Annotated in this window: 27 protein-coding genes; 16 read left to right on the top strand and 11 right to left on the bottom strand. The window is 63.8% G+C overall.

What is annotated here, in order from left to right; translation table 11 throughout:
- Window positions 1-6: 6 nt before the first annotated feature.
- The 8 genes from ahbB (AD659_RS06875) to nirS form a co-directional block, all read right to left on the bottom strand.
- Complete coding sequence (gene ahbB / locus AD659_RS06875) at window positions 7-576, bottom strand: siroheme decarboxylase subunit beta (RefSeq protein ID WP_053119585.1); 570 nt, start codon at window positions 574-576, stop codon at window positions 7-9.
- Complete coding sequence (locus AD659_RS06870) at window positions 551-991, bottom strand: Lrp/AsnC family transcriptional regulator (protein ID WP_053119583.1); 441 nt, start codon at window positions 989-991, stop codon at window positions 551-553. The genes ahbB (AD659_RS06875) and AD659_RS06870 overlap by 26 nt, the downstream gene beginning before the upstream one ends.
- The gene (ahbB, locus tag AD659_RS06865; RefSeq protein ID WP_053119581.1) at window positions 984-1,496 is read right to left on the bottom strand and encodes a siroheme decarboxylase subunit beta; all 513 of its coding nucleotides are present in this window, start codon (window positions 1,494-1,496) and stop codon (window positions 984-986) included. Before ahbB (AD659_RS06865) ends, AD659_RS06870 begins: the two co-directional genes overlap by 8 nt.
- Complete coding sequence (locus AD659_RS06860) at window positions 1,493-1,951, bottom strand: Lrp/AsnC family transcriptional regulator (RefSeq protein WP_053119580.1); 459 nt, start codon at window positions 1,949-1,951, stop codon at window positions 1,493-1,495. Before AD659_RS06860 ends, ahbB (AD659_RS06865) begins: the two co-directional genes overlap by 4 nt.
- A 2-nt stretch (window positions 1,952-1,953) precedes the next feature.
- Window positions 1,954-3,132 (bottom strand): cytochrome D1 domain-containing protein, encoded by a 1,179-nt coding sequence (locus AD659_RS06855; protein WP_053119578.1) that lies wholly within the window; start codon window positions 3,130-3,132, stop codon window positions 1,954-1,956.
- Entirely contained in the window at window positions 3,129-3,458 is a 330-nt protein-coding gene (locus AD659_RS06850; protein ID WP_053119576.1) for a c-type cytochrome, read from the bottom strand. The genes AD659_RS06855 and AD659_RS06850 overlap by 4 nt, the downstream gene beginning before the upstream one ends.
- Window positions 3,459-3,698: 240 nt before the next feature.
- Complete coding sequence (locus AD659_RS06845; protein ID WP_053119574.1) at window positions 3,699-4,007, bottom strand: c-type cytochrome; 309 nt, start codon at window positions 4,005-4,007, stop codon at window positions 3,699-3,701.
- A gap of 24 nt (window positions 4,008-4,031) precedes the next feature.
- On the bottom strand, window positions 4,032-5,711 hold the full coding sequence (gene nirS / locus AD659_RS06840; protein WP_053119572.1) for a nitrite reductase: 1,680 nt from the start codon (window positions 5,709-5,711) through the stop codon (window positions 4,032-4,034).
- Window positions 5,712-5,979: 268 nt separating this feature from the next.
- Here nirS and AD659_RS06835 point away from each other — a divergent pair, with 268 nt between their 5' ends.
- The 6 genes from AD659_RS06835 to AD659_RS06810 all read left to right on the top strand — a co-directional run bounded on the left by AD659_RS06835 (window position 5,980) and on the right by AD659_RS06810 (window position 11,772).
- Window positions 5,980-6,714, top strand: coding sequence for a CbbQ/NirQ/NorQ/GpvN family protein (locus AD659_RS06835; protein ID WP_371856181.1), 735 nt, complete (start codon window positions 5,980-5,982; stop codon window positions 6,712-6,714).
- On the top strand, window positions 6,698-7,282 hold the full coding sequence (locus AD659_RS06830) for a cytochrome c oxidase subunit 3 family protein (protein ID WP_053119571.1): 585 nt from the start codon (window positions 6,698-6,700) through the stop codon (window positions 7,280-7,282). Before AD659_RS06835 ends, AD659_RS06830 begins: the two co-directional genes overlap by 17 nt.
- A gap of 12 nt (window positions 7,283-7,294) precedes the next feature.
- Entirely contained in the window at window positions 7,295-7,540 is a 246-nt protein-coding gene (locus AD659_RS06825; RefSeq protein ID WP_053119569.1) for a cytochrome C oxidase subunit IV family protein, read from the top strand.
- Window positions 7,541-7,867: 327 nt separating this feature from the next.
- Complete coding sequence (locus tag AD659_RS06820) at window positions 7,868-8,308, top strand: c-type cytochrome (protein ID WP_003202495.1); 441 nt, start codon at window positions 7,868-7,870, stop codon at window positions 8,306-8,308.
- Window positions 8,309-8,311: 3 nt separating this feature from the next.
- Entirely contained in the window at window positions 8,312-9,739 is a 1,428-nt protein-coding gene (locus tag AD659_RS06815) for a cbb3-type cytochrome c oxidase subunit I (protein WP_053119567.1), read from the top strand.
- 194 nt (window positions 9,740-9,933) lie between these two features.
- The gene (locus AD659_RS06810) at window positions 9,934-11,772 is read left to right on the top strand and encodes a nitric oxide reductase activation protein NorD (RefSeq protein ID WP_053119565.1); all 1,839 of its coding nucleotides are present in this window, start codon (window positions 9,934-9,936) and stop codon (window positions 11,770-11,772) included.
- A gap of 4 nt (window positions 11,773-11,776) precedes the next feature.
- Here the strand turns inward: AD659_RS06810 and AD659_RS06805 are convergent, their stop codons facing one another.
- Complete coding sequence (locus tag AD659_RS06805) at window positions 11,777-11,977, bottom strand: hypothetical protein (protein ID WP_053119563.1); 201 nt, start codon at window positions 11,975-11,977, stop codon at window positions 11,777-11,779.
- Window positions 11,974-12,657: a Crp/Fnr family transcriptional regulator gene (locus tag AD659_RS06800; protein WP_053119561.1), complete on the bottom strand. Its 684-nt coding sequence runs from the start codon at window positions 12,655-12,657 to the stop codon at window positions 11,974-11,976. The genes AD659_RS06805 and AD659_RS06800 overlap by 4 nt, the downstream gene beginning before the upstream one ends.
- Before the next feature lie 677 nt (window positions 12,658-13,334).
- On the opposite strand from AD659_RS06800, the gene AD659_RS06795 reads away from it, so the two are divergent.
- A complete protein-coding gene (locus AD659_RS06795; RefSeq protein ID WP_053119559.1) occupies window positions 13,335-14,525 on the top strand; it encodes an NnrS family protein in 1,191 nt (396 codons plus the stop codon).
- A 25-nt stretch (window positions 14,526-14,550) separates the two neighbouring features.
- A complete protein-coding gene (locus tag AD659_RS06790) occupies window positions 14,551-14,988 on the top strand; it encodes a hypothetical protein (RefSeq protein WP_082341946.1) in 438 nt (145 codons plus the stop codon).
- 113 nt (window positions 14,989-15,101) lie between these two features.
- Here AD659_RS06790 and ytfE read toward each other — a convergent pair whose 3' ends face one another.
- Window positions 15,102-15,776 (bottom strand): iron-sulfur cluster repair protein YtfE, encoded by a 675-nt coding sequence (gene ytfE / locus AD659_RS06785; protein ID WP_053119555.1) that lies wholly within the window; start codon window positions 15,774-15,776, stop codon window positions 15,102-15,104.
- 161 nt (window positions 15,777-15,937) lie between these two features.
- Here ytfE and norR point away from each other — a divergent pair, with 161 nt between their 5' ends.
- From norR to AD659_RS06745, 8 genes are all read left to right on the top strand, one after another.
- Window positions 15,938-17,470 (top strand): nitric oxide reductase transcriptional regulator NorR, encoded by a 1,533-nt coding sequence (gene norR / locus AD659_RS06780; RefSeq protein WP_053119553.1) that lies wholly within the window; start codon window positions 15,938-15,940, stop codon window positions 17,468-17,470.
- Between the two features lie 204 nt (window positions 17,471-17,674).
- The gene (gene pdxH / locus AD659_RS06775; protein ID WP_053119551.1) at window positions 17,675-18,322 is read left to right on the top strand and encodes a pyridoxamine 5'-phosphate oxidase; all 648 of its coding nucleotides are present in this window, start codon (window positions 17,675-17,677) and stop codon (window positions 18,320-18,322) included.
- A 194-nt stretch (window positions 18,323-18,516) separates the two neighbouring features.
- A complete protein-coding gene (gene moaB, locus AD659_RS06770) occupies window positions 18,517-19,071 on the top strand; it encodes a molybdenum cofactor biosynthesis protein B (protein WP_053119549.1) in 555 nt (184 codons plus the stop codon).
- Complete coding sequence (locus AD659_RS06765) at window positions 19,068-20,303, top strand: molybdopterin molybdotransferase MoeA (protein WP_053119547.1); 1,236 nt, start codon at window positions 19,068-19,070, stop codon at window positions 20,301-20,303. Before moaB ends, AD659_RS06765 begins: the two co-directional genes overlap by 4 nt.
- A gap of 81 nt (window positions 20,304-20,384) precedes the next feature.
- Window positions 20,385-21,380 (top strand): ubiquinone anaerobic biosynthesis protein UbiU, encoded by a 996-nt coding sequence (gene ubiU, locus AD659_RS06760; protein WP_053119545.1) that lies wholly within the window; start codon window positions 20,385-20,387, stop codon window positions 21,378-21,380.
- Between the two features lie 10 nt (window positions 21,381-21,390).
- Window positions 21,391-22,281, top strand: coding sequence for a U32 family peptidase (locus tag AD659_RS06755; protein ID WP_053119543.1), 891 nt, complete (start codon window positions 21,391-21,393; stop codon window positions 22,279-22,281).
- A complete protein-coding gene (gene ubiT / locus AD659_RS06750; protein WP_053119541.1) occupies window positions 22,275-22,745 on the top strand; it encodes a ubiquinone anaerobic biosynthesis accessory factor UbiT in 471 nt (156 codons plus the stop codon). Before AD659_RS06755 ends, ubiT begins: the two co-directional genes overlap by 7 nt.
- Window positions 22,745-23,110 carry a putative zinc-binding protein gene (locus AD659_RS06745; protein WP_053119539.1) on the top strand — a complete coding sequence of 122 codons (366 nt, stop codon included), beginning with the start codon at window positions 22,745-22,747 and terminating at the stop codon, window positions 23,108-23,110. The genes ubiT and AD659_RS06745 overlap by 1 nt, the downstream gene beginning before the upstream one ends.
- The last annotated feature ends 63 nt before the right edge of the window (window positions 23,111-23,173 follow it).

The following is a 23,173-nucleotide window of genomic DNA, read 5'->3' as shown; positions in this document are numbered from 1 at the left end:
GGTCCTTCATAAAACCGACGCCCCTGTTTCGCGAGCAAGCTTTGCTCCCACGGGCGACAGGCGCAGGCCGGTCTTTTTCAGGATGCGGCTGCTCACCAGCATGTCCTCGGCGGTGCAGGCGTCCCCCAGCAGGTAGCGCAGGTGTTCGCGGTAGCGATCGATTTCTTCGCGGCTGCGGCCATGGACCATGGCAAACAGGTTGTAGCGCCAGCCGGGCCGGCGCGGGCGCCGGTAGCAGTGGCTGACGAAGGGTTGCGCCCCCAGCAGGGCGCCGAGACGGGAGATGTCGGCATCGGCCACGTCCCACACCGTCATGCCGTTGTGGCGATAGCCCAGGCGATAGTGATTGGGCACGGCGGCAATGCGGCGGATCGCACCTTCGGCCTGCAGGCGCTTGAGCAGGTCGAGGGTGGACTCCACGCTCAAGCCCAGTTGCTCGGCCAGCCAGGCCCAGGGGTCTTCGAGCAAGGGCAGGCCGGCCTGGGTCAGTTCCACCAGGCGCAGGGCCAGGGGCGTCTCATCCAGCCGGGGCGGCGCTTGCCACAACGACTCAGACGGGGAAGTACAGGCCGACATGGTAGGTCTCCTCTTTGGGCAGGTTCAGCGGCACCAGGCCGGTCAGGTGCTCGATGCGCAGCAGGGTCTCGTTGATCGCCTGTTCGCTGGGGCAGGCGAGCACGAACCACATGTTCCAGGTGTGCTCGCGGCGGTAGTTGTGGGCCACTTCGGGCATGTCTGCGAGCAGCTCGGCGATGGTTTCGAAGCGCGGCTCGGGCACCGCCAGTGCCGCCAGGGTGAACGCGCCGCCCAGGCGATCAATGTCGAACATCGGGCCGAAGCGGGTGAGTACGCCGTCGTTGAGCAGCTCGTGCAACCGATCAAGCAATTCGGTGCTGCTGTCCAGTTCCTGGGCCAGCGCTTGCCAAGGATGACGGACCAGCGGCAAGCCCAGTTGCAGGCGATTGATCAGGCGGCGGTCGAGGTCATCCATCGCTGCGGGCTCCGACCGGTGCGGCGAAACGTCCGCCGCATTGCTTGAACAGGTGCGTGCTGAACAGCAACTGGTGCGGCAGGTCGTCCAGCAAGTGTTGTTCCAGCAGCGCCTGGACCTGGGCCTCGACCCGATCACGCTGGCGACCGTGAATCATGCAGAACAGGTTGTATTGCCACTGGGGCAAACGCCGCGGACGTTGGTAGCAAAGGCTGATGCCCGGAGCCTGGCCGAGGCGCCGGCCGACCTCATCGACCAGGGCATCCGGCACATCCAGCACCAGCATCGCGTTGGCGGCAAACCCCAGGGCGCGATGGTTGACCACCAGGCCGACGCGACGGAACAGGCCCTGTTCATGCCAGCGCTGCACTTGCTCGAGTACCTGTGGCTCGCTGGCCTCGATCTGCTCGGCCAGGGCCTGGAAGGGACGCGATGTCAGGGGCAGGCCGGTTTCCAGCAGACGGCGCAGTGCCAGTGACTGTTGCTCGCTCAGGGCGATGTTCATGGGGTAGTCTCCAGGGCAAAGCCCAGGTCGATGCGGTAGGCGGTGAGCATGGGCAAGTCCAGGGGCATGAGACCGGTGTCGTGTTCCAGTTCCTGGAGGATGTTGTCCAGGTGGGCCCGGTTGGGGCCGGTCAACACGAACCACAGGTTGTAGCGGTGCTCCCGGGCATAGTTGTGGTTGACTTCCGGATATTGGCTGACGCGTGCCGCCACCTGGTGCAAGCGGTCTTCGGGCACGGCCAGGGCGGCGAGGGTGCTGGCCCCGGCGCGGGTGTGTTCGAACACCGGGCCGACCCGGGACAAGGTCCCGGCCACCTGCAGGTGTTGCAGGCAGTCGAGGACCTGCGCCTCGCAGCAGCCCAGCGCTTGGGCCATGGCTTGATAGGGCTCGGCGCACAACGGCAGGCCATGCTGGAATCGATCGATCAGGCGTCGGGCCAGTGAGTTGGGTGTCATGCTCAGTACCCCGGCTTGTGTGCGCGACTGCTGAAGAAAATGCCGCTCGGGCTCAGGGCGCGCAGGCTGCCCAGGCGTTCGAGCCGATACGGATTCCAGACCTGGACCTCACCTCCGTCCCGGGCGGACAGCCACAGCTGGTCACCTCGGGCGGTGAACTCCATGTGCAGCACGGCCTGGCCCGGTCGCAGGTCGGCGACAATGGCGTGGGTCTGGGTGTCGATGACCTGGACGCGGTCGTTGTCCGGGTAGGCGAAGTTGACCCACAGCTGCCGGCCGTCCGGTCGCGCCGTGACGAACACCGGTTGGCCGGCCACGGCGATGGCGTCGGTCTGCTGCCAGCCCTGGGCATTCATCACCAACACCTGGTGATGCCCGACGGCGGGGACGAACGCTTGTTGGTCGGCGATGGCCCAGCCTTCCAGATGCGGCATCTTGTACACCGGCAGCTTGTCCTGACCGCGTCCGTAATGCCCGAGCACCCGTTTCACCCCGCGCTCCGGGTGCCAGAGATCGAGCTGGGCCATGCCGTCTTCACCGAACAGCCCGGCCATGTAATAGCGCCCATCGGGGGTGATCAGGGCGTCGTAGGGTTGCTGGCCGATGGCGGTGAAACGCTCGATGCGTGGGGTGAGGCCCTGGCTGAAGTCGGCGGTCCAGATCTCGCCGGTGTCGAACAGGCTGAACACGAAGCGTTGTCCTGGCGCATCCACCAAGCCGACCACCCGTGATCGCTTTTGTCCGTCGGGCAACGGCGTGGCTGGGATGTCGGCGACTTGTTCCAGGGTCCGGGCATCGAACACCTTGACGCCGCCGGGCTCGTAGTTGGAGACGGCGATCAGCTTGCCGTCCTGGCTGATTGCGCCGCCGATGCTGTTGCCGCCCTGGATGATCCGGCGCTCAATGCGCGCACCCAGCAGGTCGACTTTGCTAAGGCCACCGTCGCGGCCGAACACGTAGGCGTAGCGCTGGTCGCGAGAGAACACCACCGAGGCGTGGGACAGGTCGCCCAGGCCTTCGACGCGGCCCAGGGCGGTGCGAGTGTCGCTTTCGATGATTTGCAGGCTGCCGCTGGCGCGCTCCACCACCACGCCCAGATCGCCGGTGCCGCGCAACGGTGTCTGGGCGCAACCATAGAGCAGCAGGGCGATGGCCGTGGAAGACAGGAGAGAACGGATCATGAGGCGGGTTTTCCTTGAAGGAGCCGGTCCACCAGCCAGCGAATGTCGTCGGGTGCAAGCAACGGTGCCCAACCGGGCATGGCGCTGCCGGGCCGTCCGAGGGTGACGGTGGCGATGAGGCTGTCGCGGGATTTTCCGGCCAGGGCTTCGTGGGTCAGGGGCGGGCCGAGGCCGCCGGTCAGGTACAGGCCGTGGCAGGCACCGCAATCCTGCTCCAGCAGGTGTTGCAATTGGACCTGGCGCTGGCTGTCGGGGGCGGCCAGCGCGCAGGAGGAGAAAACGAAGAGGAGGGCGGTTATCAAGGTTGCAGAGCTGTGTCGTTCCATGACGTCCTCCGAGGTTGAGTTGCATCGCTTTTGTGGCGAGGGAGCTTGCTCCCGCCGGGCTGTAGGCGCTGTGTGGGAGCTATGTAGGAGCTGTCGAGTGCAACGAGGCTGCGATCTTTCCCCTGCCAATGGGGGCTGGAGCGAAAATCAAAAGATCGCAGCCTCGCTTCGCTCGACAGCTCCTACAGGCCCAGCGGGAGCAAGCTCCCTCGCCACAGGTACCAGGCAGACCCTGCCCAGTTATTTAAGGGTCAAGACCCACGCCGCGAGGATCTTGGCTTCCTCTTCCGTCACCGGGTTGGCCGGCATTGGCATGGGGCCCCAGTTGCCTTGTGTCCCTTCCTTGATGTGCTTGGCGAGCACGTCCTGGGCCCCGGCGACGCCGGCGTTTTTCGCCGCGACCTCCTTGAGCGCCGGGCCCACCACCTTGGTGTCGATGGAATGACAGGCCGCGCAGGGCTTGCTCTTGAACAGCGTCGGACCGTCTTGCGCCAACGCCGGCAGGCTATAGGCGGCCGTCAGGGCCAGTGCGATCAGAATAGGCTTCATGGTTTTTCCTCTTATTGATGGGGCTCAATAGATGTCGTGTTGGGTGTTGTAGACGTTGAATTTCCCGGTCGGGGTGATCAGCCGCTTGTCCTTGATCACGTTCTTGACCTTGAGGGTCTTGTCGTCGATCACCACCAGCGCCGACTCGTCTTCCTGGCCGCTCCAGACCGAGAACCAGACCTCGTCGCCGGCCTTGTTGTATTCCGGTTGCACCACGCGCAACGCGCCTTTCTTGATGCCGGCGTATTCGGCAATCGGCAGCACGGTGTAGCCGGCGTCGAGCTTGTCGATGTTGAACACCGCCACCGACTGGCTGAGCTTGGCGTCGGGGCTGAGGGTGGTGTCGACATACAGGTGGCGTGACGCGGGATGGGTCTTGATGAACAGCGAACCGCCGCCTTGGCCCTGGAGCGAAGCGACCTGTTTCCAGGCGTATTGCGGGTGCTTGACCGGGTCGGTGCCGATCAGCGAAACCCCGGCATCGCCCAAGTGGCTGGTGGCCCAGACCGGTCCGTAGAGCGGATGGTTGAAGTTGGCGCCGCGGCCTGGGTGCGGGGTCTTGCCGACATCCACCAGGGCGGTGAGCTTGCGCTCCTTGGAGTCGATCACCGCGACCTTGTTGGAATTGTTGGCGGCCGTCATGAAGTAGCGATGGCTGCTGTCCCAACCGCCGTCGTGGAGGAACGGCGCGGCATCGATGCTGGTGATGGTGAGGTTCTTGATGTCCTGGTAGTTGACCAGCATCACCTTGCCGGTTTCCTTGACGTTGACGATGAACTCCGGCCACTCGTGGGAGGCAATGATGGCCGCGACGCGAGGCTCGGGGTGGTATTGCTGGGTGTCGACGGTCATCCCTCGGGTCGAGACGATCTGCTTGGGCTCCAGGGTTTCGCCGTCCATGATGGTGAACTGCGGCGGCCAGTACGAACCGGCAACGGTGTACTTGTCCTCGTAGCCCTTGAACTTGGAGGTTTCCACCGAACGGGCTTCGATGCCGACTTTGATTTCCGCGACCTTGGTCGGCTCTTTCGGCCACAGGTCGATCATGTCGATCTTGGCGTCCCGGCCGATCACCAGCAGGTAGCGGCCCGACGCCGAGATGCGCGAGATGTGCACCGCGTAACCGGTGTCGATCAGCTTGACGATTTTCTTGCTGTCGCCGTCGATCAAGGCAATCTTGCCGTCGTCGCGCAGGGTCACCGAGAACAGGTTCTGCAGGTTGAGACTGTTGAGCTGCCTGGTCGGCCGGTCCTCGGGCTTGACCAAAACCTTCCAGGTCTTGAGGGTTTCGGCCATGCCCCATTCCGGCGGTGTCGGCGGGGTGTGCTGGATGAACTTGGCCATCACCGTGATCTGGTCTTTGGTCAGGGCGTTGGAGGTGCCCCAGTTCGGCATGCCGGCGGGCGAGCCGTAGGTGATCAGCGCCTCCAGGTAGGCCTGGCCGCGGGACTGGGTGATATCGGGTGTCAGTGGCTTGCCGGTGGCGCCTTTGCGCAGGACCCCGTGGCAGCCGGCGCAGCGCTGGAAATAGATTTCCTTGGCCGAGTCGAAGTCGGCCTGGCTCAGGTCCGGCGCGCCTTCGGTCTTGACCACGCGGGGTGACTCCGGCGTGGTGGGTTGGTCGGCGAAGGCGTAGGGAGCAACCAGCGCTGTACACAGCGCCGTCACCCTCAGGGCCCACGTTTTTTTGTGGCTGATCAGCATTCCATTTCTCCTCAGGCATGACCCGCGCTGCGCTGTAAATGACGTTCGGCGCGCAGGTTCTTGGTGCGATGCAAGGCTATGCCCAGGGCGGTGGTGAGCCGCTTGACGGCGATCAAGTTTGCTGGCCGCCGCCCTTGCCAGGTTGTCGCAGGGCACCGTAGCGTGACCGGCAATCGTGTTGTCTGATCAGGCCCTCGCCATGAACGCTATCCACACTTTGCAGCACCCCGACGAACCCTTTTATCAACCCCAGGACAACGAGCAGGCGATGTTCGAACAGGCCTGGCATCACGGCATGCCGGTGCTGATCAAAGGCCCCACTGGCTGCGGCAAGACCCGTTTCGTCCAACACATGGCCCACCGCCTGAAACTGCCGCTGTACACCGTCGCTTGCCACGATGACTTGAGCGCGGCCGACCTGGTGGGCCGTCACCTGATCGGCGCCCAAGGCACCTGGTGGCAGGACGGGCCCTTGACCCGGGCCGTGCGCGAGGGCGGCATCTGCTATCTGGATGAGGTGGTCGAGGCGCGCCAGGACACGGCGGTGGTGCTGCACCCGCTGGCCGACGATCGCCGGCAGTTGTACCTGGAGCGCACCGGCGAAGTGCTGCAGGCGCCGCCGTCCTTCATGCTGGTGGTGTCGTACAACCCCGGTTACCAGAACCTGCTCAAGGGCATGAAACCCAGCACGCGCCAGCGTTTCGTAGCGATGCGCTTTGGTTATCCGGCGGTGGCCGATGAAGAACGCATCGTCGCCCGCGAGGCGGGTGTGGACCTGGCCCTGGCGGCTCAGGTGGTGCGGCTTGGGCAGGCGCTGCGCCGGCTCGACCAGCATGATCTGGAGGAAGTGGCGTCCACCCGCTTGCTGATTTTTGCCGCGCGCATGATCGGCTCCGGTATGGACCCGCGCCAAGCCTGCCTGGCCTGCCTGGCCGAGCCGTTGAGTGACGATCCGCAGACCGTTGCCGCACTGATGGATGTGGTCGATGTCCACTTCGGCTGAAACCGTTGCCGTGCCCCGACGCTTGCCCGGGGACCTGGCGATGTGGTTTTTCATCCTCGCCGAGTTATCGGTGTTCGCGCTGTTGATCCTGGCGTTCACCGTTGCCCAGATGTTGTACCCGCAGATGTTCAGTGAAGGCCGGCAGTTGCTGGACCGGTCCACGGGCCTGGCGATGACCCTCAGCCTGCTGACCGCCGGCCTGTTCGCCGCCCTGGCCCAAGAGCAGGTCAGGCAGGACCGGCCGCGTCGAGCCGCGCTGTGGTTGTGCGGGGCGTTGTTGCTTGCCTGCGGCTATGTGGCGATCAAGCTCACTGAGTATGCTCATCTGCTGGCGAACGGCTTGGGGATGGAGCACAACACGTTCTTCACCCTGTACTGGATCCTCACCGCGTTTCATTTCCTCCATGTGCTACTGGGCATGGTGATCCTTGCCTGGCTGGCCGAGGGTTGCCGGCGAGGTCGCTATGGGTCGCAGCGCAACAGTGGGTTGGAATCCGGCGTGCTGTATTGGCACATGGTGGATCTGGTCTGGGTGCTGTTGTTCCCGGTTGTCTACATCCTTGATTGAGCGGGGGTGCTCATGTCGGCTTCCCGTGTCCTGATCGCCTGCTGGATATTGCTGGCCGTGCTGAGCACCGGCACCGTCGCCCTGGGCCAGGTCGCCGCCAGCGGGCTGGTGTCCCTCGCCATCCTCGCGGTGGCGGTGACCAAGGCCTGGCTGATCGCCGACGGCTTCATGGAACTGCGCCATGCGCCGCGGTTGTGGCGGCGGTTGGTGTTGAGCTGGGCGGCGGTGCTGGCGATTATAATCTCGTTCGCCCTCTGAATCCCGACACAACCCTCTGTGGCGGGTGAGCTTTTGTGGCGAGGGAGCTTGCTCCCGCTGGGCTCTGTAGGAGCTGGCGAAGCCTGCGATCTTTTGATCTTTCGCTTGAGATTCAAGTGGCTGGGGAAAGATCGCAGCCTCGTTGCACTCGACAGCTCCTACACGCAACCCAGCGGGAGCAAGCTCCCTCGCCACAAAAGCTGCTCTCCATCATCGCGGTGTCCTTGCAACAACCCACCAAAACCATCGGAGATTCTTGATCGCCATCAAGCGGTTTCAGACCCCCGGCTTCCTAAAATGGTCACGCCAAGCAATGAGGAAGTGACCATGTCAGATACCTTCACCAAAGGCATGGCCAGGAATATCTACTTCGGGGGAAGCATCTTCTTCTTCCTGATATTCCTGGCCCTGACCTACCACACGGAACAGACCTTTCCCGAACGCAGCAACCAGGCGCAATTGACGGAATCGGTGATACGCGGCAAGGGCGTCTGGGAGCGCAACAACTGCATCGGCTGTCACACCCTGCTGGGCGAGGGTGCGTACTTTGCGCCTGAGTTGGGCAACGTCGTCAACCGGCGCGGTGGCGACGAGGCCTTCAAGCCGTTCCTGCAGGCGTGGATGAAAATGCAGCCGCTGAACGTGCCGGGCCGTCGTGCCATGCCGCAGTTCAACCTGAGCGAGCAGGAGGTCGACGACATCGCCGAGTTCCTCAAGTGGAGCTCGAAAATCAACACCAATGGCTGGCCGCCAAACAAGGAGGGCTGAGAGATGAGCATGGCTAATCCGCATCTGAAATTCGCCTCGCAGGCCGTCGCCAAACCCTACTTCGTGTTTGCCCTGATGCTGTTCCTCGGGCAGGTGCTGTTCGGTTTGATCATGGGCTTGCAATACGTGGTCGGCGACTTCCTGTTCCCGCTGATTCCTTTCAACGTGGCCCGCATGGTCCACACCAACCTGCTGATCGTCTGGCTGCTGTTCGGCTTCATGGGCGCGGCGTATTACCTGATCCCGGAGGAGGCCGACCGCGAACTGCACAGCCCGAAACTGGCACTGTTGCTGTTCTGGGTATTCGCCGCCGCAGGCGTGGCGACGATCCTGGGCTACCTCTCGGTGCCCTATGCGACGCTGGCGAAGTTCACCGGCAACGACTTGCTGCCGACCATGGGCCGCGAGTTCCTGGAGCAGCCGACCCTCACCAAGATGGGCATCGTGGTGGTGTGCCTGGGGTTTCTCTACAACATCGGCATGACCTTGCTCAAAGGTCGCAAGACCACGGTCAGCATGGTGATGATGACCGGGCTGATCGGCCTGGCGGTGTTCTTCCTGTTCTCCTTCTACAACCCGGAAAACCTCGCACGTGACAAGTTCTACTGGTGGTGGGTGGTGCATCTTTGGGTGGAAGGCGTCTGGGAACTGATCATGGGGGCAATGCTCGCCTTCGTCCTGATCAAGATCACCGGCGTGGACCGGGAAGTGGTGGAAAAATGGCTCTACGTGATTATCGCCATGGCGCTGATCACCGGCATCATCGGCACCGGTCACCACTTCTTCTGGATCGGAGCGCCCGAGGTCTGGCTGTGGGTCGGTTCGATCTTCTCGGCGATGGAGCCGCTGCCGTTCCTGGCGATGGTGGTCTTCGCCTTCAGCATGGTGAAAAACCGTCGTCGGCATCACCCGAACCGCGCCGCGACCTTGTGGGCCAAGGGCACCACGGTCACCGCGTTCTTCGGCGCGGGGGTCTGGGGTTTCCTGCACACCCTGGCACCGGTCAATTACTACACCCACGGTTCGCAACTGACCGCGGCCCACGGTCACCTGGCCTTCTACGGTGCCTACGCGATGATCGTGATGACGCTGATCAGCTACGCCATGCCACGCTTGCGCGGCTTGGGTGAAGCGGCGGACGAACGCTCCCAGCGCCTGGAGATCTGGGGCTTCTGGTTGATGACCTTGTCGATGGTGATGATCACCTTGTTCCTCACCGCGGCCGGTGTCGTCCAGGTCTGGCTGCAGCGCTGGATGGAGGATGGCAGTGCCTTGCCGTTCATGGCGACGATGGATCATTTGAAGCCGCTGTTCTGGGCGCGACTGGTCAGCGGCGTCGGGTTCCTGGCCGGGCTGGTCTGCTACCTGTTCAGCTTCCGTCAACGTGGCCGCGCGGCCCTGCGGGCACCGGCGGCGGTGGTGCCTTCTTGAAAGGGCACCACTGAATCCGTGGCGAGTGCGCTTTTGTGGCGAGGGAGCTTGCTCCCGCTGGGCTGCGCAGCAGACCCTTTTTATGGGCGCTTCGCACTGGAGCGCCAGCCCGGCCAAGCGGGAGCAAGCTCCCTCGCCACAAAGAGCAGTGCGAGCCAGTCCTTTCACCGCAACGGGTCGACAGGAGAATAACCATGGCCTTCACCCTGGAACTGGAAGAATGGGTCGGCAGTGTCTGGCACCGTTTCATCACCCGCCGGGCCAGTGCCGATTTTCCTGAAGCACGGGTCGAGCTAGTCCCGCGGCAACGCGCGCTGCAGGTGCTGTTTCGCGCCACCGGCGGTGCGCCGCACCTGGGGGTGGAAGCGGTCAGTGACCGTGACCTGCTGCTGCGGCGCAACCTGTTGCAGCAGATCGCCGGCACCTGCAAGCAAGTGCCCCTGGCCTGGTGTGATGGCGACAACCTGCGTCTGCCGGCGAGCCTGGCGGCGTTCCCCGATGTCGAGCTCAACCAAGAGTTGTATCGCTGGCTGGCGTTGCTGGCCGCGCAGTCGGGCCCGATGAAACACTGGGGGCGAGACAATCAGCGCTGGACCTCGGCGGTGTTGAAGCGCTACCCGGCGCTGCGGCCGCGCTACCGGCGACTGGTGGAGGCGCACCTGTCCCTGCGCCCCGACCCGGCCACGCTCAACCCGGCCGAAGCCGCCCTGGAGCGGGCGTTGTGCCAAGCCTTGCGCGAACCGGGCAGTGTCGAACATTTTCCCCGCAGCGAGCGGGCCGCCTGGCCGTTGCCGCTGTGGCTCTACCCACCGCAACACCTGGCCAATCCCCAGGCTGCCAACCTCGAGGAGTCCGAGCAATACCTGGCGACGCCACCCGGTGAACAGCAGGGCGGCCGCAAGCGCGCCGAGCGAATCGATGACACCAGCCGTGACGGTGGGCTGCTGATCGTGCGCCTGGAAAACCTGTTCAGCTGGACCGAACACGTGGACCTGGATCGCTGGGCGGATGACCGCGAAGACCCGGACGCCGCTCGCGTCGCGGAGGACCTGGATCAGTTGACGCTTTCCCGCACCCGCGTGCGCAAGGGCGGTGGCTTGAAACTGCACCTGGACCTGCCTCCGGCCGATGTGGATGACATCCCGTTGGGCGCAGGCATCCTGTTGCCGGAATGGGATTATCGCAAGCAGCGCCTACAGGACGACTTCGTCAGCCTGCAAACCTTCACCCCGCGCGATTGCCAGCCGCAGCCATTGCCGGTACGCCTGCGAAGCTCGGCCCAGCGCCTGCGTCGCCAGTTCGAACACTTGCGCAACGATCGCCAGTGGTTGCGCCAGCAAACCCAAGGTCTGGAACTGGACCTGCAAGCCTGGCTGGACTTCCATGTCGAGCGCCAGCATGGCCAATGCAGCGAACGCGGGATGTTCATGGACCAACGCCAGACTCGCCGCGACCTGGCCTGCCTGCTGCTGGCCGACCTGTCGATGTCCACCGATGCCCACCTCAATGACGAGCACCGGGTGATCGATGTGATCCGTGACAGTCTGTTGCTGTTCGGTGAAACCCTGTCGGTGCTGGGGGATGATTTCGCTTTGTACGGGTTCTCGTCCCTGCGTCGCCAGCAGGTGCGCATGCATGAACTCAAGGCTTTCAACCAGCGTTACGACGATCACACCCGCGGACGCATCCAGGGCCTCAAGCCCGGTTACTACACGCGCATGGGCGCAGCGATTCGCCAGGCCACGCAACGGCTGGCGGGCTGCAAGCGCCGACGCAAATTGTTGTTGCTGCTCAGTGACGGCAAGCCCAATGACCTGGACCTCTATGAAGGGCGCTACGGCGTGGAAGACACCCGTCAGGCGGTGCTCGAAGCCCGGCGCCAAGGGCTGACGCCGTTCTGCATCACCATCGATCGCGAAGCGGGGGATTACCTGCCGTACATGTTCGGGGCCAACGGTTACACCTTGATTCGTCAGCCCGAGCAACTGCCGCTGCGTTTACCGCAGTTGTACCGGCAATTGACTCAGGACTGAGGGTTCAGGCGATGTTGCGAGGCAGCCAGAAGAACATGACGATGCAGAAGAGCGTCAAGCCGACGCAGAACCAGGTGAAGCGCCGCAGCCGACGCTCGCTGGCCATCGCTGCTTCGGCTGGCAGGGGCATGCCGCACTGGCGACATTCGGTTGCATCGACGGGGTGGGCCTGTTGGCAATACAGGCAAGTGGGCTGCGCGCTCATTCGAATTGCTCCAGGCGCAGGCGATCGAGAATGGCGATCTGGCGACCGTCCTGGGTGATGATCCTTTCATCGATCAGGCGCCGGATGATCCGCGAAAAGGTTTCCGGCTGAATGGACAAATGCCCGGCGATCAATTGCTTGGCCATTGGCAGTTCGAACTGACTGTCCACGGTTTGCAGGCGCACCAGTTGCGTCAGCAGGTAGCGCACCACGCGGTGAGTGGCGTTTTTCAGCGACAGGGTTTCAATCTCGTTGACCCGCTGGTGCAGGCGTACGCAGAGCTTGCCGAGCAGGGCGAAGGTCAGTCGGCTGTTGCTTTGCAGCAGACGCATGTAGGTGGCGTTGGACAGTCGATACAACTGGGTCGGGCCGACGGCTTCGGCGGACGCGACGTAATTGGGGGTGTCCATCAGCATCATGGCTTCGGCGAAGGTCTGGCGTTCGCCAATCACCTCGAAGACTTTTTCCTGGCCGTCCGGGGTCAGCCGGTAGATTTTCACCGCGCCGGAAATCACGAAGTAAAACGCCTGCGCCGGCTCTCCCTGGCGGAACAACGGGTCGCCCTTGTCGATGTTCAGCAGGTGGCTGGTACTCATCAGTTCGTCGAGCTGTTCTTCGTTCAAGGGCTCGAACAGGTGATGGCTGCGCAGAATCTGGTGATGGACACGGTGGAGCACCATGGCGTGGATCCTTGTGGTAACAAAAGAGATGATCGGGGTCAGACCAGGCTCAGGGACAGGCCGCTGGCAAGCGCAACGACGCAGGTGAGCACGACGAACCAGGTAAGCGGCAGAACGACGGATTTCATGGAGGGCCCCGGTAAGAAAGGTAATGCCGTGGCTGAGCAAGAGCCGGGCCATGCCTGGGGGCTTTGATTCGTGGGGCGTTGGGGCTGGTGATGGTAGAAATGACCCTGGTGCAGCAGGGTTGAAACAACCACGATAGGGTTATAAATACCTCATTCGACTGTAGTCCCTGGGGTAGCACAATGCGGTACACAAGAAAAATGATGGACCTGTGGCGAGGGAGCTTGCTCCCGCTCGGCTGCGAAGCAGTCGTAAACCGGCGGATGCGGAGTGTCTGATGCTCTGCATTTGGCAGGTTTAGGGCCGCTTCGCGGCCCAGCGGGAGCAAGCTCCCTCGCCACGGGCTTATCGAATGCCTTGAGTGAACAGTATTACTGTGAACTCCCACGATGACCTACTTCGGCAAGCCCCTTGCAAGTGCCTGTTCGAGACGGGAGGTTGCCGATGCGCTGGCTTGATCTGAGACAAGGCCGGCCGGCGTCGATAGCCGATCATTCGAACCCTGGTTTGTCGTACCTCGCTGGTCGTCCGGCGAGGCAAAGGAGTGGTGTATGCAAGTGCTTGACCGTCGCAAGGCCATGGCCATTGCGCCGCTGTGGCGCCTGGCTTTTCGGCCGTTTTTTCTGGCCGGTTGTGTGTTGGCGCTATTGGCCGTTCCTTTTTGGCTCGCAGCGTTTACGGGGCGGTTATCGGCCTGGCAGCCGGCCGGCGGTTGGTTGGCCTGGCACCGGCATGAACTGTTGTTCGGTTTCGGCCTGGCGATCATCGCCGGGTTCCTGCTGACCGCGGTGCAGACCTGGACCGGTACCCCGGGGCTCAGCGGCAAGCGCTTGGCAACGCTGGCTTTGCTGTGGTTGGGCGCGCGGCTGGCCTGGCTGGTCGATGCGCCCTGGCCGTTGCTGATGCTGCTGGAGTTGGGCTTTGCCCTGGCGGTCGCCGTGTTGATGGGCGTGACGTTGTGGCGCGTGCGGCAGAAGCGCAATTACCCGATTGTGCTGGTATTGCTGCTGTTGGCCGCCGCCGATGGGTTATCCATGTACGGCCTGGTGCAGCACGACGAGGGCTTGCAACGGCAGAGCGTGCTCACTGGCTTGTGGCTGGTGGCGGCCATGATGGGCTTGATCGGCGGTCGCGTGATTCCATTCTTTACCCAGCGTGGCCTCGGTCGGGTCGAGGGCGTGGCCCCTTGGCCGTGGCTCGATCGCTTGTTGCTGGCGGGTTCGGCGCTGGTGGCATTGTTGTATGCCTTCGGTCCGGCGCTGACGGCCAGCGTCTGGATCGGCCTGATGTTCGCCGCGCTGGCGACGGGGCACGGGATTCGACTGGTGCGTTGGCATGATCGGGACTTGTGGCAGGTGCCGCTGCTGTGGTCGTTGCACCTGGCCTACGCTTGGCTGGCGGTGGCCTGCCTGGGCATGGCGCTGTGGCATTTCGGTGTGCCGGTGAACCCGAGCCTGGCGGTACACAGCCTGACCATCGGTGCCATGGCTGGGTTGATCCTGGCGATGATTGCCCGCGTCAGCCTGGGCCATACCGGGCGCCCCCTGGAGCCACCGGCGGGCATGACCCTGGCCTTTATCCTGTTGAACCTGGCGTGCCTGAGCCGTGTGCTGTTGGTGCTGTTGTTACCGTTGGCCGGGCTGTGGCTGGCGGCGCTGTGCTGGACATTGGCGTTCGGTCTTTACGCGTGGCGCTATGGACCGATGCTGTTGCAGACCCGGGTGGATGGGCATCCGGGGTGAGTCGATTGGGTAGAGGAGATCGATGATGTACGGGGTCTTGCTGGTCACGCACCTGTTGGCGGCGATTGCCTTCATTGGCACGCTGTTTTTCGAGGTGTTCATCTGGCATGCCGCGCGCCGGCCTTTGACGCAGATCGTCAGGGAAGGCGCTGATCAGGCGATCGCCCAGCGCTCGCGGCATGTGCTGCATGGCGTGGTGCTGGTCTTGTACGGCGCCGGCATGGCCTTGGCCTGGCAGCATCGCGGCGCATTGAGCCAGCCGCTGAGTAACAGCTTCGGCCTGCTGCTGAGCCTGAAGATCCTGCTGGCATTGAGCATCATCGGTCACTATGTGTGGCTGGCGTACTGGCTCAAGCGCGGTCGCCTGACACCCGGCCGCGCCTGCTGGCTGCGGCGCAGTATCCTGGGGCACATGGTGCTGATCGTGGTGTTGGCGAAGGCGATGTTCTATTGGCAGTTTTGAGCAGGAGAGTGAAAGGCCAACTCAGAGATGTATGCCATTAGGAGGAGCAACATCGGCTTTTGTGGGAGCGAGCAGGCTCGCTCCCACAGTGGATTTATGCAGTTTGAGGGAGATTAGCGTACTGGCTTCATCGCATTGACGAACAGCACATTGTTTTCCAGGTGGATGTGCTGCATCAGGTCATCGCGAAACTCCACCAGCCCGCGGTACAGGGCGCGCCAGGTGTTGCAGGCGTCGGAGGGCGGGGTGATCTGGTCGGTCAGGGCGAGCATGGTTTCCAGGGCCTCACCGTGCTGGTCGTGTTCATAGCGCAGCACCTGGATCGGCGCCGATGCCCGTTCGCCAAGGCCTTGTTGCAGCATCGGGAACAGCACCTGTTCTTCCTTGAGCATGTGGCCTTCGAGTTCCTGATACATGTCCTGCAAGTGATCGGCCAGGCCGTTGGGGCAACTGGCCCGGGCGCCATGGACCGTCTCGACGCGACGGGCCAGGCGGATCAGTTCCGGCAACTGTTCGCGGTGGCGCGCGTGGTAGCGTTCCAGGATATGGGCGATCAACAATGCCTGGGGCTCGTCGCGCCAGTCATGGCCCAGCTCCCCGGCCGCTTGCAGGGTGCTGAGGGCATCGGCGATCAGCAGTGGGTTCAGGCCTTTGCCCAGTGCGGCTTCGCGCAAGGATTTTTGCCCGCCGCAGCAGAAGTCGAGGTTGTAATGATGGAAGGTGCGGGTCGCACCGGGAATATCGCAGGCCAGTTGGCCGAGGCTTTGTTCCAGCAGATCGAGGCTCATCATGTTTCCTTGGGTTGAATCCCGGGAGGGACAGATGAACGCTCTCTTTGCAGTCGGCGTGCCATATTCAACTCGTTGAAAACAAAGCATTAAATTATTGGAAGGGTGATTGTCACCCTGACTGTGAAGGGTCAAACGAACCCTGGAGGGTCATCACTACCATGCTGCGTGAAAGCCTGGCCGCCGACCTGATCGTCGAGCTGCCCAATGCGGTGCGATTGCAGCGCCTGGTGCAGACCCTGCGCGAATACTTCAACAGTGGCGCCGTCGGGCTGCTGCGCCTGGACGACGACAGCCTCAGGCCCGTGGCCACCGTGGGCCTGGTCCACGAAGCGCTGGGCCGGCGCTTCGTGATTGCCCAGCATCCGCGCTTGGCGGCGATCATGGCCTCGCGTGAACCCACTTGGTTCGAGCCGGACAGTCGCTTGCCCGATCCGTATGACGGCTTGCTCGATCATCACGTCGGCGAGCCGTTGCCGGTGCATGACTGCATGGGCGTGAGCCTGTACGTGGAAGGCCGGCTCTGGGGCGCGATCACCCTGGATGCGCTGCACGCCGGCACCTTCGACAGCCGCGCCCGGGAGGAACTCAAGCGTTGTACGTTGCAGATCGAGGCGGCGGTGCGGGTCACCCGTCTTGAGCAGGAAAACCGTAGCTTGCGGGCATCGCGCAGCGATCAGACCGACCTGCGCTTGCCAGCCGAGGAGGGTGAGATCCTTGGGCGCAGCGAAGGCTTGCAGCAATTGCTCAACGAGCTGGATGTGCTCGCCGACTCGGAACTACCGGTGCTGTTGCTGGGGGAAACGGGCGTGGGCAAGGAGCTGTTCGCCCGGCGGCTGCATCGCTTGTCCCGGCGCGGTCACAAGCCGTTGGTGCAGGTCAACTGCGCGGCGTTGCCCGAGTCCCTGGCTGAAAGCGAGTTGTTCGGCCACGTCAAGGGCGCGTTTTCCGGGGCGACCACCGACCGCGCCGGGCGGTTCGATGCGGCCAATGGCGGCACGCTGTTTCTCGATGAGGTCGGTGAATTGCCGTTGAGCGTGCAGGCCAAGTTGCTGCGCACCTTGCAGAACGGCGAGATTCAGCGCCTGGGGGCGGATAAGCCGCTGCACGTCGATGTGCGGATCATCGCTGCCACCAACCGGCATTTGCCCGACAGCATTCGCGATGGGCTGTTTCGCGCCGACCTGTACCACCGGCTTTCGGTCTACCCGGTGCCGATCCCGCCGCTGCGCGAGCGTGGCCACGATGTGTTGATGCTGGCCGGGCACTTTCTCGAACTGAACCGCACGCGCCTGGGCTTGCGCGGCTTGCGTCTGTCACCGGCGGCCGAACAGGCGTTGCTGGCGTACAGCTGGCCCGGCAATGTGCGCGAGCTGGAGCACGTCATCAGTCGCGCGGCGTTGAAGCAACTGAGCCGTGGCGCCAGTCGCAGCCTGATCATGACCCTGGAGCCGCAGGTGCTGGACCTGGATGTCAACGCCAGCAGCGCCTCTGCACAGGCGCTGCCGGAACAAGCCCAGCAAGCGTTGGAGGCGCCCGTGCAACCCTTGGGCGAGGCGGTCGATGGTTGCCAGCGCCAGGCGATCCTCAAGGCCCTGGAGCGCTGCGGGCAGAATTGGGCGGGGGCGGCGCGGCTGTTGGAGGTGGATCCGAGCAACTTGCATAAGCTGGCGCGGCGGTTGGGGCTTAAGTAGGGGTATCTGTCATACCGAGTCGTCTTCATCGCGAGCAAGCTCGCTCCCACAGGGGGCTTGTGAACACAGTAGATCAATTGTGGGAGCGAGCCTGCTCGCGATGGCGCCCTTCAATTCACCACAAGAACCGGCATTGACAACGATCAAGGCCAGCCACCGCAGTCGACTCCACACTGGCCAAAACCCACAGTGGAGATCACTCTCATGCCTCTTTCCCTGGCCAAGATGCGCCGCCAGTACACCCGCGATGGCCTGTACGAAGCTCAGGCCCCAGACGAGCCCCTGGCCTTGTTCTCCCTCTGGATGCAACAGGCCCGCGACACCGAAAGCCCGCCGGTGGAGGCCAACGCCATGGCCCTGGCGACGGTGGACGGGCAGGGCCGACCTCACTGCCGGGTGTTGTTGCTCAAGGGCTTCGACGCCCAGGGCTTTTCGTTTTTCGGCAACTACGACAGCGGCAAGGGCCAGGACCTGGCGGCCAATCCCTGGGCGGCCATGACGTTTTTCTGGCCGGGGCTGGAGCGGCAAGTGCGCATCGAAGGGCCGGTCCACACACTCGATCCGGCGCTGTCGGACGCCTATTTCGAATCCCGTTCCGTAGGCAGTCGCTTGGGCGCCTGGGCGTCGCCACAAAGCCGCCCACTGGCGGATCGGGCCGCGCTGGAGACCTTGCTCGCGCAGACCGAAAAACGCTTTGCCGAGCAACCCGTGCGGCGACCTGACCATTGGGGCGGTTATTGCCTGCGACCGGAGCGGCTGGAGTTCTGGCAGGGCCGCGCCGACCGCTTGCATGATCGTCTCGACTACCGCTTGCAAGATGGCGCCTGGCAGCGCAGCCGCCTGGCACCCTGAACGGATGCCTTTGTAGGAGCTGCCGAAGGCTGCGATCTTTTGATCTTTCGCTTGAAACTCAAGTGGCCCGGGAAAGATCGCAGCCTCGCTTCGCTCGACAGCTCCTACAGCAAGGGAGGTACCTCCAAGGAGGAATAGGCCCGGCAACGATTGCGGTTCAGGCTGGGCCATCTTTTCTGACAGGACGGCTGATCATGGCCCATCTGACGCAACGCTGCTTTCAACCGCTGAACATCGCGGTCCTCACCATCAGCGACACCCGCACCTTCGACACCGACACCTCGGGCCAGACCCTGGCGGACCTGCTGCAAACCGCTGGGCATGTGCTCATCGACCGTGGGCTGGTGAAGGACGATATCTACCAGATCCGCGCCCAGGTCTCCCAATGGATCGCCGACCCCCAGGTCCAGGTGGTGTTGATGACCGGCGGCACCGGTTTTACCCCGCGCGACAACACGCCCCAAGCGGTGGCGCCGTTGCTGGACAAGCAGGTGGACGGTTTTGGCGAGCTGTTCCGCCAGGTGTCGTTGGCGGAGATCGGCATGTCCACCCTGCAATCGCGGGCATTGGCGGGCATGAGCAACGGTGTGCTGGTGTGTTGCTTGCCGGGTTCGCCGGGGGCTTGTCGGACCGGTTGGGAGCAGATCCTGGCCGGGCAATTGGACAGCCGCACCGGTCCGTGCAATTTCACCCCGCACCTCAAGCCCCAGGACGGCATCGCCCCAACGGCGTGCGAGACGCGCTCGTGAGCGGCCGGGTGTGCGACAGCGGCGTGCTGATGCCGGTGGATGAAGCGATCCGGCATCTGCTCGACCAGGCACCGCCGCCTCCGCCCGTGCAGCGGGTCGGTCTGGGCCAGGGCCTGGCGCGGGTGCTGGCCGCCGATATCCTGTGCCCGATGAACCTGCCGGCCTGGGACAACAGCGCGATGGACGGCTATGCCCTGCGGGCCGCCGATCTGCCGGTTGACGGCGGCTGCCTGGCGTTGGCCGGGCGGATCGCCGCCGGTGACGAGCCGGGCGAGCTGTTGCAGGCCGGGCAGGTCGTGCGGATTTTTACCGGCGCGCCGCTGCCACCGGGGGCCGACACCGTGGTGCCGCAGGAAAGCTGTCGCGTCGATGGCGAGCGGGTTTGGTTGCCGTCGGTCAACAGTGGTGACCATGTGCGCAAGGAAGGCGAGGAGCTGCGTCGAGGTGATCGGCTGCTTGAAGCCGGGACGCGTCTACGCGCTCAGGAGTTGGGGCTGCTCGCCGCTGCCGGCGTCGGTCAGGTGGACGTTTATCGCCCCTTGCAAGTGGGCTTGCTCAGCAGCGGCGATGAGCTGCGCGAACCGGGCGAGCCGCTGGCACCGGGGCAGATCTACAACAGCAATCGCCATAGCCTCGCCGCGTTGTTGCGTGGCTGGGGTGTCGAGGTGCACGACTTCGGGGTCATGCCCGACCAGTTATTGGCCAGTCGACAGGCATTGCGCCTGGCCGCGGCCGAATGCGATGTGCTGATCACCTCGGGCGGTGTCTCGGTGGGCGAAGAGGATCATCTCAAGCACGCCATCGAAGCGTTGGGCAGCATTGACCTCTGGCGCCTGGCGATCCAGCCGGGCAAGCCCTTGGCTTTTGGCGATGTGGAAGGCAAGCCTTGGATCGGGCTGCCGGGCAACCCGTCGGCGGCGTTGATTACCGCGCTGATCGTCGTGCGGCCGTTCCTGTTCCGGGCCCAGGGCATGGGCGATGTCTTGCCGGTGCCGTTGCAGGTGCCGGCCGGGTTCGACTGGCTCAAGCGCAACCGTCGTCGGCAATACCTGCGAGCCCGATTGGTTGCAGGTATCGACGGCCAGCTGTGTGTCGAACTGCATCCCCAGCAAAGTTCAGCGATGCTGACCGCCGCCTGTTGGGCCGATGGCTTGGCTGTGGTCGAGCGTGAGGCGCTGGTGCACAAGCACGACCGGGTGCTGTATCTGCCGTTCGCGAGCCTGATGCATTGACGGCAATTGATTGCCGTCAAGGTCGCCGCCGGCTGGCTGGCTAGACTGGCGGCGCCCATAGTTTCCTCACGAGGATGCCCCATGCAACTGGTTTGCCCGGCAGGGAATCTGCCTGCCCTCAAAGCGGCGGTGCGCCAAGGCGCCGATGCCGTCTATGTCGGCTTTCGCGATGACACCAATGCCCGGCATTTCGCCGGGCTGAACATGGACGACAAACAGTTCGACGCGGCTGTCGCGCATATCCGCCAGCACCAGCGCAAGCTGTACGTAGCGGTCAATACCTACCCGCAACCCAAGGGTTGGGAGCGCTGGCAACGGGCTGTGGACCGTGCCGCCGATTTCGGCGTGGACGCCCTGATCGCCGCCGACCCCGGTGTGCTCAGCTACGCCAGCCAGCGCCATCCTCGGTTAGCGCTGCACCTGTCGGTACAAGGCTCGGCCACACACGCAGCCGCCCTGGCGTTTTACGCCCAGCGCTATGACATCCGCCGTGCGGTGCTGCCGCGGGTGCTGTCCCTGGCCCAGGTGCGACAAGTGGCGGCGGGCAGTCCGGTGCCGATCGAAGTCTTCGGTTTCGGCAGCCTGTGCATCATGGCCGAGGGGCGTTGTCATTTGTCTTCCTACATCACCGGCGAATCGCCGAACCTGTGTGGCGTCTGTTCGCCCGCCAAGGCCGTACGCTGGAGCGAGGATGCCCAAGGCCTCAGCGCACGCCTGAGCGAGGTGCTGATCGACCGCTACACCCCCGAAGAACCGGCCGGTTATCCGACCCTGTGCAAAGGCCGTTTCCTGGTCGGCGGCAAGCGCTTCCACGCGCTGGAAGAACCCACCAGCCTCGACACCCTCGACCTGCTGCCGGAATTGACGGCCATCGGCGTCGAAGCAGTGAAGATCGAAGGTCGCCAACGCAGCCCGGCCTACGTCGAGCAAGTGACCCGGGTCTGGCGCGCCGCACTGGATGCCCACCAGGCCGCGCCGCAACGGTTTCGCGTGCGGGAAGAATGGCGCCAGGTGCTGGCCGGTTTGTCCGAAGGCAGCCAGACCACCCTGGGTGCCTACCATCGATCATGGCAATGAAGGAGGCCAGATGAAACTCAGCCTGGGACCGGTCCTGTTTTACTGGGACAAAGCGCAACTGGGGAATTTCTACGCCGAGATGTCGGCCTTGCCGCTGGACGTGATTTACCTGGGGGAAACCGTGTGTTCGAAGCGCCGGGCGTTTTCCCTGGACCAATGGCTGGGCCTGGGGCGCGAACTGCAAACGTGCAGCCAGGCGCAGATTGTGCTGTCGAGCCTGACGCTGATCGAAGCGGCCTCGGAGCTTTCTTCGCTGCGACGCCTGTGTGACAACGGCCAATTGTTGGTGGAAGCCAACGACATGGGCGCGGTGCAGTTCCTCGTCGAACGCAAGCTGCCCTTTGTCGGCGGCCCGGCGTTGAACCTGTACAACGGCCACGCCCTGGCGCAGCTACTGGACTGCGGCATGATCCGCTGGGTGCCGCCCGTGGAGTGCTCGGCGGCGCTGATCGGCGACGTGCTGGAGCAAGTGCGGGACATGGACCGCGAGGTGCCCGAAGTGGAGATTTTTTCCTATGGTCATCTGCCCTTGGCGTACTCGGCGCGCTGCTTTACCGCCCGGGCCGAAAACCGGCCCAAGGACGACTGCCAGTTCTGCTGCATCAACTACCCCGACGGCCTGGCGTTGAGCAGTCAGGAAGGCCAACAGTTGTTCACCCTCAACGGCATCCAGACGATGTCCGGCGAGGTGACGAACCTGCTGGCCGATTACTCCGCGCTGAAGGCTTGTGGCGCCGACGTCCTGCGCCTGAGCCCGCGTGCCCAGGGCATGGCCGAGGTGGTCATGGCCTTCGACAGGGTTCGCCAGGGCGAGGCACCGCCTTTGTTCGTGGAGGGTTGCAACGGTTACTGGCACGGTCATGCCGGCATGTTGAAGGTAGAGGAGGCGGGCCTGTGTTGAGTCCGAAGAAGTGGGTGCTCAAAGGTGCCGATCGCTTGCTGCCGCTGGTGGGCAAGGTGCCGTTCGTGGTGCAGCGACTGGCGTTGCAGCAGGCGCTCAATCGCTGCCTGGCCGAGCCGTTGCGCGACGGTGGGTTCGATGTGCTGCGTGGGCGCTGGTTGTGCCTGCGTGTGCCTGACTTGAAGTTGTGCTGGTACCTGACCCTGGCGCGGGATGGATTGCGCATCGCCGAACGGGCCGAGGCCGAGGTCACCATCAGCGGCAACTGGCGTGAGTTCCTGTTGCTGGCCAGTCGTCAGGAGGATCCGGACACGCTGTTTTTTCGTCGTCGGTTGGTGATCGAGGGGGATACCGAGTTGGGGCTGGCGTTGAAGAACTTGATCGACAGTCTTGATCCGGAGGTGTTGCCGCCGTGGCTCTGGCGCAATCTGGAGCGGGCGGGCAAGGGGTTGGCGACGGTCTGATGAAAGCCCCGAGTTTATTGCCTCTGGTGTATTCGTGTTCCGGTTGTTCCAATGTGGCGCAACTGGCCAATACCGTTGCGCTGCGGCTGGATCGTGCGGGGCTGGCTGAGATGTCCTGCATTGTCGGGGTAGGTGGGTGTGTGGCGCCGCTGGTTGACAAGGCGTGTTCGGGGCGGCGGATCATTGCGTTGGATGGTTGTTCGTTGCAGTGCGTCCGGGCTTGTTTGCGGCAGCATGATTTGGCGGCGGATGTGCATGTGATTCTTAGCCAGCTGGGGTTGCGGAAGCGGTTTGGGATGGATTGCGGTGAGCCCGAAATGGAGCTGGTGTTTTCGCGGGTGGTTGCGTTGATTGATGTGGGTTAGGGGGGTGAATATCCGTTATTTAGGTAACGTCGGCTTAGGGGGCCGCCCTGACGGCGGCTCACT

The organism is Pseudomonas thivervalensis, from assembly GCF_001269655.1.
GTDB classification, from domain to species: domain Bacteria; phylum Pseudomonadota; class Gammaproteobacteria; order Pseudomonadales; family Pseudomonadaceae; genus Aquipseudomonas; species Aquipseudomonas thivervalensis.
Note: the sequence above shows the minus strand (reverse complement) of the source record. Positions and strands in the feature narration are given on the sequence as shown.